We start from the raw sequence: 12,449 nt of genomic DNA, 5'->3' as shown, positions 1-12,449 counted from the left end.
CGACTTTATCCTATAAAAAACAATAGTTATAAACGTAAGAAATCATTAAAAAGCACAAAAATTGTTTCAATTAACAAGATTGTTAGCCCTATACGATAACTTAAATTTTGCACCCGTTCTGAAACAGGTTTTCCTTTGATAGCTTCCGCCGCCAAAAATACGAGATGTCCACCATCTAAAACTGGCAACGGAAATAAATTCATTATGCCTAAATTCACACTAATCAACGCAAGAAAACTTAAGAAATAAATCACACCTGCGTTAGAAGATGCGCCTGCACCTTGTGCTATTGAAATTGGCCCAGCCAAACTGGAAAATGAAAGTTCACCACTAAGCAATTTCCCGATTGCCTTCACAATAAACCAAGAAATTTGGCCTGTCTTTTCCACACCTTTTTGTAGCGCATCAAGAATACCATATTTTAATTCAGTTCGATACTGTTCGCCAACTTTTAAGAACGTCGGACTTAACCCTACAAACCATTTACCATCTTGATTCTTCTCCGGTTGCAAGGTTTTGTCAAAAATTTCCTGATTTCGCTCCACCTTGATTGTAAAAGGTTGACCTTGTTGTACCTGTGCGACAAAAGCTTTCCAGTCAAGTGCGGTCGAATTTTCTGCTAAAATTTTATCGCCAATCAATAAGCCCGCTTTTTCTGCTGGTGAGTTTTCCACTACTTTTGATAGTGTCATCTCCACTTTACTTGAAACGGGATTGATCCCTAATGTTTCAAATGATGTTTCTTTATCTGGTTCAAATGTCCAATTTTGCAGATTAATGGTTCGTTGATAAGGTTGGTCTTCACCAAAAGGTGTTAATGTGAGTTCAACCGAATCAGAACCTAACTTATCAGTAAGCAATAAATTAATGGTTTCCCAATCGGGTGTATTCTTCCCATCAATTGCCAAAATCTGGGTATTCGGTTCAATTTGAGCCATTGCAGCCGGAGAATTGGGTGTTATGTTTTCAATAACCGGTTTAACACTCGGAATTCCAACGGCATAAATGACCCAATATGCCAAAATCGCAAAAATAAAATTAGCAAGGGGACCTGCAACAATCACAAAAGCACGTTGCGCAACAGATTTACTTTCAAATGCCTGCGATTTTAATTCTGCGGGAACTTCTTCATTTCGCCCGTCAAGCATTTTTACATAACCGCCAAGCGGAATGGCTGAAATCGCAAACTCTGTGCCTAATTTATCTGTACGTTGCCAAATTACTTTACCAAAGCCAATCGAAAAACGATGAACTTTAATACCGCACTTTCTTGCGGCCCAAAAGTGACCGTATTCATGTACAGCAACCAGTACGGCAATTGCAACAATAAATGAGCCAAGCGACCACAAAAACGACATGTTCTATCCTATAACACAAAGAAATAGAAGTATGTGAAGAATGGTACTGCGGCCGTTAAGCTATCAATACGGTCTAAAATACCACCATGGCCTGGAATTAACTGACTACTGTCTTTAATGCCTGATTCACGTTTAAACATACTTTCTGCTAAGTCACCCAATACAGAAATAGCCACAGTTGCCACAGAAAGCACAACAAAACCAGTCATTGCACGACTACCTAATAAGGTTTCACCTGAGAAATGAATAAATACAAATGCCAATACCGCCGCGGTGATCATGCCGCCAAATACGCCTTGCCATGTTTTTCCCGGTGATACTTTCGGCGCAAGCTTGTGCTTACCAAAGGCTCGTCCGGCAAAATAGGCACCAGAGTCCGCTGCCCATACTAATACAAATACATAGAGCAATAAGAACAAACCATGATGTGGATCAGCCGTATAATTATCTAAACGTAAACGTAAGACGGCGGCAACAAAAGGAATCAACGTAGAAAACGCAAACAGGAGTTGTAAAGGAATATTTTTACCCCAAAACTTCGCTGAGCTTGGATAAGTTACCACTAACACCAATGCAAGTGCCCACCAACCGACAGAGTTTAGTAATAACAACGGTAAGTAGTTTTCAAATACTCGACCCGCATCTAAATAATTACCTTCGTTATAAAGCCAAAGGAAGATAAATGCACCTAAAAATGCCGCGATACAAAGGCGTGCTAAAGGATTTTTAAAACGAGCAAATTGAGCCCACTCCCAAATACCAAGCGTCGCCACAAAGCCCAAGGCTAGGGCAAAATAAAATGGGGTAAATAAGAACAAGGCACATAATACCAAAGCAATCAACACAATGGCTGATAATACACGTTCTTTAAGCATAAGTTCTCCGCTTATTCTGTCCCGCCAAAACGGCGATGACGTTGTTGATAGCAGGCAATTGCCTGATTAAAATCTTTTTCACTAAAATCCGGCCAAAGCACATCTAAAAAACACAATTCCGCATACGCAATTTGCCAAAGCAAGAAATTACTAATGCGTTGCTCACCACTCGTCCGAATTAACAAATCGACCGGCGGCTCATCTTGTGTGACTAAATGTTGCTGGAAAAGTGATTCATTAATATCACTCACCGAAATCTCATTATTTTTTACTTTTTCAGCTAATTGTTGAGTCGCTTGAACAATATCCCAACAACCACCGTAATTAGCCGCAATATTTAAAGTCAGTGCGGTATTATTTTCCGTTAACTTTTCTGCTTTTGCGATCTTCTCTTGCAATTTTTCACTAAAACGAGAAACATCACCGATAATCTTTAAACGAATATTATTTTTATGTAATTTTTTGACTTCTCGATCAAGCGCTTGCATAAAGAGCGTCATTAAAGCGCTCACTTCTTGCTCGGGACGATTCCAGTTTTCGCTGCTAAATGCATATAACGTCAAAAATTTAACACCAGTCTGTCGTGCATAACTCACCGCTCGGCGTACGGCTGACACCCCATTTGTATGGCCAAAAATACGCAGCTTATTTTGTTGCTTCGCCCAGCGCCCATTACCATCCATAATAATGGCAACATGTTCGGGAATATTATTGTTATCAAGTTCTTTCATTCTAAAATATTCGAATTTTATGACCGCACTTTTACGTATTCTACATCAACTTTTTAATCAGCGAATCGGCTAATTCACGGGCTTGGTTATCTACGGCTAATACATCATCAATGCTTGAAATGATAGAAGATGGCATTTGTTCAACCGATGCTTGGTTAATTTTCGCAATATCCGTAAATTTAATATATCCATCTAAAAAGGCTTGTACTGCAATTTCGTTTGCTGCATTCATTGCGGTTGTCGCATACTGCCCTTCTGCAAACGCATCGATTGCTAATTTTAAATTTGGATAACGATTAAAATCAGGTTCGATAAATGTCAATTCTTTGATTTTAAAGAAATTTAATGGTTCTACACCACTTACGGTACGATTTGGATAAGCCATGGTTTCTGCAATGGGTGTACGCATATCCGGGTTACCCATTTGAGCAATGACCGAGCCATCTACATAACGCACCATCGAATGAATAATAGATTGAGGATGAATAATCACTTCCATTTCATCCGCTGATGCATTGAAGAGCCAGCGCGCTTCAATGTACTCTAGGCCTTTATTCATCATCGTGGCAGAATCCACGGAGATTTTTTTACCCATTGACCAGTTTGGATGAGCGACGGCTTGTTCTGGCGTAATATGTTCAAACTCGTTTAATGGCGTATAACGGAAAGGCCCACCAGAACCAGTTAAGACAATTTTACTGACCCCCAATTCTTTCAAAGGACAAAATCCAACCTTTTCTTGTGCCTCAGGCGGTAAGGATTGAAAAATCGCGTTATGCTCACTATCAACAGGCAATAATTTTGCTCTTGACTGTTTCACTGCATCAATAAAGATCTGGCCACACGTCACCAAGGATTCTTTATTCGCAAGCAAGACTTTCTTACTCGCTTTTACTGCCGAAAGAGTCGGTAGTAATCCCGCCGCCCCAACAATGGCTGCCATAATTTGATCTGCATCTGGATGTGCTGCCAACTCACAAATGGCTTTCTGTCCAGCTAAGACTTCCGTTTTAATGTGGTGTGAAGCTAATTTTTCTCGCAATACCTTTGCTGCATTTTCATCATCTAATGCAGCAAAGTGCGGTTGAAATCTCACGCACTGTTCAAACATTGTCTCAACATTTTTGCCCCCCACTAACGCAAAGGCATGGTATTTGTCGGGATTATGTTCGATAACAGAAAGGGTGCTATGACCGATAGAACCTGTTGATCCTAAAATAACAAGATTTTGTTTTTGCATAAAATTTCGACCGCACTTTGTGCTTTTATTTCTTCATCAGAATAGAACAAGGGCAGACACTTGGTCTGCCCCAAAACATGGTTCGACAATTAGAAATCCATTAATTCTTTTTCTTTATCAGCTAAGATCTCATCCACTTTTTTGATATAGCTATCAGTCACTTTTTGAATGATTTCTTCTGCTTTGTGTTGATCGTTTTCGCTGATTTCTTTGTCTTTTAATAATGCTTTGATTTTATCATTTGCATCACGACGTACGTTACGAATCGCGACTTTACCTTGTTCACCTTCGCTTTTTACGATTTTGATTAAATCACGACGACGTTCTTCAGTTAATGGCGGAAGAGGCACACGAATTGTTGTACCTGCTGAAGATGGATTTAAACCTAAATCAGAAGTTAAAATTGCTTTTTCTACTGCACTGATTAAAGAACGGTCAAATACTGTTACCGCTAAAGTACGCGCATCTTCTGCAACCACGTTAGCTAATTGACGAAGTGGTGTCGCTGCACCATAGTATTCCACTTGGATCGCGTCTAATAAGCTAGGTTGAGCACGACCTGTACGGATTTTTGCAATATGCCCACGCAACGCTTCGAGGCTTTTTTCCATGCGAGCTTCAGCATCTTGTTTGATTTCATTAATCATTCATCTGTCCTTTTCAATAAATAAAGATAAAACACAGTGATTTTACTGGATTTTTAGGGAGTTTTGAATAAATTTATTCATAAAAAAGGCGAGATAGTCTCTCGCCATTTTATTCGTTTAAAAAATTAACTAATCGTTGTGCCTTCTTCTGTACCGAGTACCACTTTGCGTAACGCACCAGGTTTACACATATTAAATACACGAATTGGCATACCGTGATCACGAGCAAGCGTGAATGCTGCCAAATCCATTACTTGTAATTCTTTTTCAATCACTTCTGCATAAGATAAATTATGATATAACACGGCATCAGGATTTTTAGCAGGATCGCAGTTATATACACCATCTACTTTAGTCGCTTTTAATACGATATCTGCTTCAATTTCAATACCACGTAAACAAGCTGCTGAGTCTGTTGTAAAGAATGGGCTACCCGTACCGGCTGAGAAAATCACCACGCGTTTTTCACGTAACATTTTAATTGCTTCAGACCAGTTATAGGTATCGCAAATACCATTTAATTGGAACGCAGACATTAATTTCGCATTGACATCTGCACGGTGAAGTGCATCACGCATTGCCAAACCATTCATTACCGTTGCAAGCATTCCCATATGGTCACCCACCACTCGATTCATGCCGGCTTTAGCTAATTTTGCGCCACGGAATAAGTTACCACCGCCGAGCACAACACCAACTTCCACGCCCATTTCAATTAATTCTTTAATCTCTAAAGCCATACGATCAAGAATCGAAGGATCGATACCGAATCCCTCATCCCCTTGTAATGCTTCACCACTTAATTTCAATAAAATACGTTTGTAAATTGGTTGGCTCATTTGTCTTTTCCTTTGTCGGTTACAAAATTTGGCTTATTCTAGCAAAAGAGCGAAAAAGTTAAAAATGGAAATTGGTCAGAAAAGTGCGATAAAATATCGCCGTTTTGATTTTATAGGTAAACTTTATGAAAATTTCAAAAACCTCACAAATTTTAACCGCACTTTTTTCTTTGGCTTGTGCCATTGCTGCCGGTTATTTGATTTTACGTGGTTCAGGGATGTTTCCTGAGCCATCCATTAGTCTGATTTTACTCGCGGCTATTTTCATTATTCTATTAAGTAGCAGCCGAAAATCTTTCTATTTTATTTTATTACCCTTAGTTTGCTTACACGCAATTTATACGCCGACAGGCTTAAATTTTGGTGCACCAAGCTATCAATATATTGCATCGGTTCTCGCGACAGATATGTTAGAGACCAAAGAGTTTCTTATGCAAATCCCTGTGAGCAGCTATTTAGCGGCATTGTCTATTCCAATTTTAGTCTTTTTACATTACAAAAGTGCGATCAAATTTGGGGTGAAATTTTATCGTAATAAAACATTTATCGCGCTGTCAACCCTATTAATTGGTTATAACTTACCGATTGCTGCGCCATTAAAAGAAACAATAGATTCGAGCGTACAAATCGTTAATGAATGGCAAAAATTGAAAAAAATGTCACAGGAAAGTAGCTGGGGACAATCTACATTAGAAAATTCTAAATACCAAGATTATGTGATTATTTTGGGGGAAAGTGCGAGAAAAGACTACTTACATGCTTATGGCTATCCTGTTAATGACACGCCATTTATGTCATCAGCAAACGGTACACTGATTGATGGCATGACATCTGCTGGAACCAACACGGTTGCCTCATTGCGCTTAATGTTAACGTTACCTGATAAAGAAAAATGGGAACCAAACTATGATTTAAGCTTGGTGGATCTCATTAAGTCTGCAGGTCTAAAAACCTACTGGCTTTCTAATCAAGGTTTCTTAGGTGAATATGACACGCCTGTCGCCTCTCTAGCCTCAAAATCTGATGAAACCATTTTCCTGAAAAAAGGCGGGAGCTTTAATTCGACAAACTACAGCGATTTTGATTTAATTCCTAAATTTGCCCAAGTTTTAGAAGATCCAACACAAGGTAAACGCTTTATTGTTTTACACATTTATGGTTCACATCCTCTTGCTTGCGATCGCGTTGAAGATTATCCGAAAATTTTCAATGATAATGACATTGAGAAAAAGAACGAGTACTTAAATTGCTATATTACATCCATTAAGAAAACCGATGATTTTATTAAGAAAGTGTATGAAACCCTCAAAGAAAACGAGCAAAAAATGCACCGCTCTTTCTCGATGATTTATTTCTCTGATCATGGTTTATGTCATCAAGAAGATGATAAGCATGGCGTCACTTTGTTTAACCAAAACTGTCACAGCCAATTACATCATAATATTCCGCTCTTTAAGATTTCATCTGATGATACGGCACGTAAAGAATACAAAGCCTTTAAATCTGGTTTGAATTTCTTAGAAGGCATCGCTAATTGGATAGGGATTAAAAATCCGAAGCTGACATTAGAAGAAGATTTATTCTCTGAACAAGCTGACAAAGACGATTATGGGCTGAAAAAACTGATTGAAGAAAAATATCGTAAAGATGCAGACCCCGCCATCGATATTCGTCCAAAGAAATAAAGCATCTCAAATTTAAGATAACAAAAAAGCCGATATTGAATATCGGCTTTTTTATAATATCTCAATGGAGAAAATTAAGCGTTACCGCCAGTGATTTTTGCAACTTCAGCTGCGAAATCTTCTTCTTTTTTCTCGATACCTTCACCTACTTCTAAACGGATGAAGTTAGACACTGAAGTATTTACTGATTTTAAGAAGTCGCCTACAGATACAGAAGGATCCATTACGAATGCTTGACCTGTTAATGAAACTTCACCAGTGAATTTCTTCATACGGCCTTCAACCATTTTCTCTGCAATTTCTTTTGGTTTGCCAGAGTTAACTGCGATATCAATTTGGATTTGACGCTCGTGTTCAACTACTTCTGCAGGTACATCTTCTGGGTTCACGAATTCTGGTTTAGATGCCGCTACATGCATTGCCACTTTTTTAAGTTCATCAGCTGAACCTTCACCCGCAACTAACACACCGATTTTCGCACCGTGTAAGTATTGAGCAATCACTTGACCATCTAAGTAAGCAACACGACGGATGTTCATGTTCTCACCGATTTTAGCCACTAATGCAGCACGTTTTTCTTCAAATTGTGCTTGTAATGCTTCGATAGTAGTACCTTTGTTTGCTGCTGCGAAATCAGCCACTTCGTTTGCTAAGCCTAAGAAGCCAGCATCTTTTGCTACGAAGTCAGTTTCACAGTTCATTTCAACTAATACACCGAAACCATTTTCTACACGAGCAAGGATAACACCTTCAGCTGCAACACGGCCTGCTTTTTTAGCTGCTTTAGCTTGACCAGATTTACGCATGTTGTCGATTGCTAACTCGATATCACCGTTTGCTTCAACTAATGCTTTTTTACATTCCATCATACCGGCACCGGTACGTTCACGAAGTTCTTTTACTAATGATGCTGTGATTTCAGCCATTTTAAAAATCCTCTGTCGAAAATGCGATTTATTTTGACCGCACTTTTAGATAAAAATATAGGGGCTAAATTTTAGCCCCTATGCCAATTAATCGTTTGATTATTAAGGGCTTCGCCTTATTGCAAAACTTAAATTATTCTGCGTCAGCTGCTAATTCTTCAGCAACTTGAGCTTCGTTACCACGACCTTCTTTAACTGCTGCTGCAGCTGCAGAAACGTAAAGTTGGATAGCACGAGTCGCATCATCGTTACCTGGGATAACGAAATCTACGCCAGCTGGAGTTGAGTTAGTATCAACGATAGCAAATACAGGAATACCTAGGTTGTTTGCTTCTTTAACAGCGATATGTTCGTGGTCTGCACCGATAACGAATAACGCATCTGGTAAGCCGCCCATATCTTTGATACCACCAAGACTTAATTCAAGTTTTTCCATCTCACGGGTACGCATTAACGCTTCTTTTTTGGTTAATTTGTCAAAAGTACCGTCTTGAGATTGAGTTTCTAAATCTTTTAAACGTTTAATTGATTGACGAACGGTTTTCCAGTTAGTCAACATACCACCTAACCAACGGTGGTTTACGTAATATTGTTGACAGTCTAATGCTGCAGCTTGTACTGCTTCTTGAGCCGCGCGTTTAGTACCAACGAATAATACTTTACCGTTGTTGCTAGCAATGCGAGTTAATTCCGCTAAAGCTTCGTTGAATAAAGGTAAAGTTTTTTCTAAGTTGATGATGTGAACACCATTACGAGCACCAAAAATGAAAGGTTTCATTTGTGGGTTCCAGTAACGAGTTTGGTGTCCAAAGTGTACGCCCGCGTTGATCATGTCGCGCATTGAAACTTGTGCCATAATATTTTCCTTTTGTTGGGGTTGAGCCTCCACATATCAGCTAATCGACCGTTTGGCACCCCGATTAAGCCTTAATGATATGTGTGTGTTGTTAATAATTAAAAACGCTGCTTTTGAAACCCAAAAACAGCGGTGCGATTTATACCATAAAGTGCGGTCAAAAACCAGTTTATTTTGTTAAATTCATCACTTTTCTTGCTTTAATAAACAATAAAGGGGGACGATGCCGCAAATCTTTAAATTCATCATGCCATTGTGGCTGCTCGGCTAACATTGGTTCCGCCATTTGTTCAATTTGAAAACCTGCGGCAATTAAATCATTAATAATCGTTGCTGTCGTGCGGTGATACGTTTTAAAAGGTTGTTGAAACCAATTTCGTTCTCTCAGTCCTTCATCACGGTAATGATTTAAACGATAAGCGACTTGCTGTTTTTGCTCATTTTTTTCCCAGCGTTCCCCTTCTTTATGGCAAGTCGCAATCGGATGCTCTTGGGAAAAAACTAATGTGCCGTTAGGCTTAAGCTTATTGGCTATCATCGCTAATAAAGCGGGAAAATCCTCAATATAATGAAAAGCAAAAGAGCTAGTAATGACATCAAAATCACTTTCTGGCAATTCCGTTAATTTTTCCATCGGTAACTGATATAACGAAAAACGTCCTGAAAATTGACCGCACTTTTGCAGATCTTGTTCAGCTTGTTCTAGCATTTTAGTTGAAAGATCTGTTCCCACTACGCTCTCCGCATTGCGTTCTAAATAGAGTTGTAAGTGTCCGCCCGTTCCACAACCTAGATCGAGCAATTTTTTTCCTTGTAAATCAGGTAACAGGGAAAGCATAGTCGGCTTTTCCACTATTTCATTGAGACTGATGGGGTTAGATCGAAGTTTTTGATAAAGTGTAAAGAAGTTTTCTTTATCGTAAACGCTCGCTTGGTTACTCATCTCGTTTCCTATGTAAAATTAAAAAGGGCGTATTCGATACGCCCCTACAATATTAACGCGAAAACTTATCCTGCGAAACTTGCAAACCATCCTAAGTTTGCGCCTACTTGTGCCACAATATTTAACACACCGAATAAGATTACAAAGCCAATCATAAAATTACCGCCATACACTTTATAAGTCGCATTTGGGAATTTTTGGCGACTTGCTTTAGCAAGCAGTGCTGGCACGATTGCAGCCCAAATTGTTGCAGCTAATCCGGCATAACCAATGGCAATCACGAAACCATAAGGAAATTGTAAACTTAACAATAGTGGAGGTAAGAATGTTACCAATGTGGTTTTTGTTCTGCCTAATACGCTGTCATCAAATTTAAATAAATCGGCAATATAATCAAATAAACCTAACGTTACCCCTAAGAATGAGGTTGCAATAGCCATATAAGCAAAGAAATTCAATACAACCGCAATGTATTCCACTTCAATATATTTGTGTAATGCTTCTAATAATGCCGATACATCGCCGCCTTTTTCAATTACGGGTGCAAATTCTGTACGAGGTAAATTACCTTGCACCGCAAGCTGCCATAAGATGTAAATCACTAAGGCTAAGCCTGTACCAATAAAGATTGATTTCATTACACGACGACCATCACGATCGTAATATTTTACGAGACTCGGTACATTTCCGTGGAAACCAAAAGACACTAAGCAAACAGGAAGTGCGGTCAATAAATAAGGTAAATAGGTTTGCTCGCCTTCTGCAATACTATTGAATAACACTTCTGTTTTTACAGAGCTCAATAAACCTGCGGTAGAAAGGAAGAAAGCGACTACCATTCCAACAATCAATACCGTCGTGAAACGGTCTACAGCTTTAGTGGAAAGCCATACAAAAGCCGCAAGAATAAAACAGAAAATTAAGGAACCAGAAGTACGTCCAATATCGACCGCACTTTCTGCTGAGCCAAAAGCTTGATTAAGCAAGTTTTGTGTAATACCACCACCAGAGGTGATATAAGCATAAGTTAAAATATATAAGACGAAAGCAACAGAAAGACCATTGATAATATTCCAACCTTTCCCTAACAAATCTTTTACGATGGTGTCAAAGCTTGAGCCGGTAGGATAATGTAAGTTGGCTTCTAGAATCATCAAACCTGATGTGGTCATACAGAACCAAGTGTAAATCAAAGCCAGAATAGAGCCGATAAACCATACACCTGCTGTCGAGGTTGGGTTAGCAAGCATGCCAGCACCAATCGCGGTACCCGCAATAATCATAGCGCCGCCTAATAAAGAAGGAGATTTTTTTATTGTCATCGTTAAGTCCTAAAATAAAAATTTGCACTATTTTAATAGTACAAAATTAAAAGACAATCTTTTTGTATCGACAATATGCAATAAATTTATATAATCAGCCATCTCAACAAAAGGATAATTTATGAAAAAACAACTCAAAAGTTTTGCTTTTGCTGTTTTAGCAGGGGCGGTTATCACGTCTTGTGCGGATTCTGCCTCAATCAATCAAGAAGCAGCAAGCAGCTATACACAAGAAATGGGGAAAATTCGCTCACAAGGTGCGATTGATACCACATCAAATACCGCAAGACGTATTCATCATGTCTTTAACAAAATGGTGCCTTATGCTAACCAAGAGAATGAGACAGGCTTGGAGTTTGACTGGCAAATTAATGTCATTAAATCTAAAGAACTCAATGCTTGGGCTATGCCTGGCGGGAAAATGGCTTTCTATACAGGTTTAGTGGATACCTTACAACTAAGCGATAATGAAATCGCGGTTGTAATGGGTCATGAAATGGCACACGCCTTAAAAGAACACGGTAAAGCCAAAGCCAACTTCGGCACCATGAGTGCGATTGCTGGCGCTATTGGTGGAACAGCTCTATCTGTTGTCGTTGGAGCCGACGTGACTGATTTAGTTACTCTTACTAAAGACTTTGCTTTAGATAAGCCTTACTCGCGTAGTGCTGAAACTGAAGCGGATGAAGTTGGATTAATGCTAATGGCTCGCTCAGGTTACAATCCTCAAGTCGCACCAGGTTTATGGCAAAAAATGGCTAAAGCCTCTGGTGGTTCTAAAGGGGCACTTGATGTGTTAGCTTCTACTCACCCGAGTGATGAGTCCCGTCAAGAAAACTTACAACGCTTATTACCAGAAGCAATGGAACTTTACAAAGCCGCTAAAAATAAAAATGGCTAAATAAAACAGTCAAAAAATTGACCGCACTTTCATAAATAAAAAGCGAACATCATGTTCGCTTTTTTAATCTCAAAAAGAAAACCGCACTTGAAAAATCAAAGTGCGGTTTGTTTTTATCGTATTTTC

12 protein-coding genes are annotated in these 12,449 nt (G+C 39.1%); 2 read left to right on the top strand and 10 right to left on the bottom strand.

Annotation, left to right across the window (positions count from 1 at the left end):
* Positions 1 to 26: 26 nt before the first annotated feature.
* The 6 genes from rseP to pyrH form a co-directional block, all read right to left on the bottom strand.
* On the bottom strand, positions 27 to 1,358 hold the full coding sequence (gene rseP, locus DPV95_RS03130; protein ID WP_111406640.1) for a sigma E protease regulator RseP: 1,332 nt from the start codon (positions 1,356 to 1,358) through the stop codon (positions 27 to 29).
* Between the two features lie 8 nt (positions 1,359 to 1,366).
* Positions 1,367 to 2,233 carry a phosphatidate cytidylyltransferase gene (locus tag DPV95_RS03125; RefSeq protein ID WP_049383878.1) on the bottom strand — a complete coding sequence of 289 codons (867 nt, stop codon included), beginning with the start codon at positions 2,231 to 2,233 and terminating at the stop codon, positions 1,367 to 1,369.
* Between the two features lie 11 nt (positions 2,234 to 2,244).
* Positions 2,245 to 2,964, bottom strand: coding sequence for a polyprenyl diphosphate synthase (gene uppS, locus DPV95_RS03120; protein WP_111406639.1), 720 nt, complete (start codon positions 2,962 to 2,964; stop codon positions 2,245 to 2,247).
* Positions 2,965 to 3,004: 40 nt separating this feature from the next.
* Positions 3,005 to 4,204 (bottom strand): 1-deoxy-D-xylulose-5-phosphate reductoisomerase, encoded by a 1,200-nt coding sequence (gene ispC, locus DPV95_RS03115; RefSeq protein WP_111406638.1) that lies wholly within the window; start codon positions 4,202 to 4,204, stop codon positions 3,005 to 3,007.
* A gap of 89 nt (positions 4,205 to 4,293) precedes the next feature.
* Positions 4,294 to 4,851 (bottom strand): ribosome recycling factor, encoded by a 558-nt coding sequence (frr, locus tag DPV95_RS03110; RefSeq protein WP_005696784.1) that lies wholly within the window; start codon positions 4,849 to 4,851, stop codon positions 4,294 to 4,296.
* 125 nt (positions 4,852 to 4,976) lie between these two features.
* Complete coding sequence (gene pyrH, locus DPV95_RS03105) at positions 4,977 to 5,690, bottom strand: UMP kinase (RefSeq protein ID WP_005699771.1); 714 nt, start codon at positions 5,688 to 5,690, stop codon at positions 4,977 to 4,979.
* Positions 5,691 to 5,815: 125 nt separating this feature from the next.
* Between pyrH and DPV95_RS03100 the strand changes: the two genes are divergently transcribed.
* A complete protein-coding gene (locus tag DPV95_RS03100) occupies positions 5,816 to 7,375 on the top strand; it encodes a phosphoethanolamine transferase (RefSeq protein ID WP_111406637.1) in 1,560 nt (519 codons plus the stop codon).
* Between the two features lie 74 nt (positions 7,376 to 7,449).
* Here the strand turns inward: DPV95_RS03100 and tsf are convergent, their stop codons facing one another.
* The 4 genes from tsf to mtr form a co-directional block, all read right to left on the bottom strand.
* On the bottom strand, positions 7,450 to 8,301 hold the full coding sequence (gene tsf / locus DPV95_RS03095) for a translation elongation factor Ts (RefSeq protein WP_111406636.1): 852 nt from the start codon (positions 8,299 to 8,301) through the stop codon (positions 7,450 to 7,452).
* Between the two features lie 133 nt (positions 8,302 to 8,434).
* Positions 8,435 to 9,157: a 30S ribosomal protein S2 gene (rpsB, locus tag DPV95_RS03090; protein WP_005698638.1), complete on the bottom strand. Its 723-nt coding sequence runs from the start codon at positions 9,155 to 9,157 to the stop codon at positions 8,435 to 8,437.
* A gap of 169 nt (positions 9,158 to 9,326) precedes the next feature.
* On the bottom strand, positions 9,327 to 10,100 hold the full coding sequence (locus DPV95_RS03085; protein WP_111406635.1) for a class I SAM-dependent methyltransferase: 774 nt from the start codon (positions 10,098 to 10,100) through the stop codon (positions 9,327 to 9,329).
* Positions 10,101 to 10,165: 65 nt separating this feature from the next.
* Entirely contained in the window at positions 10,166 to 11,422 is a 1,257-nt protein-coding gene (mtr, locus tag DPV95_RS03080; RefSeq protein ID WP_111406634.1) for a tryptophan permease, read from the bottom strand.
* 121 nt (positions 11,423 to 11,543) lie between these two features.
* On the opposite strand from mtr, the gene DPV95_RS03075 reads away from it, so the two are divergent.
* Entirely contained in the window at positions 11,544 to 12,323 is a 780-nt protein-coding gene (locus tag DPV95_RS03075; protein ID WP_111406633.1) for a M48 family metallopeptidase, read from the top strand.
* The last annotated feature ends 126 nt before the right edge of the window (positions 12,324 to 12,449 follow it).

The sequence above is a fragment of the Haemophilus parainfluenzae genome, assembly GCF_003252755.1.
Taxonomy (GTDB): Bacteria; Pseudomonadota; Gammaproteobacteria; order Enterobacterales; family Pasteurellaceae; genus Haemophilus_D; species Haemophilus_D parainfluenzae_N.
This window is presented reverse-complemented; position numbering and strand designations above follow the sequence as displayed.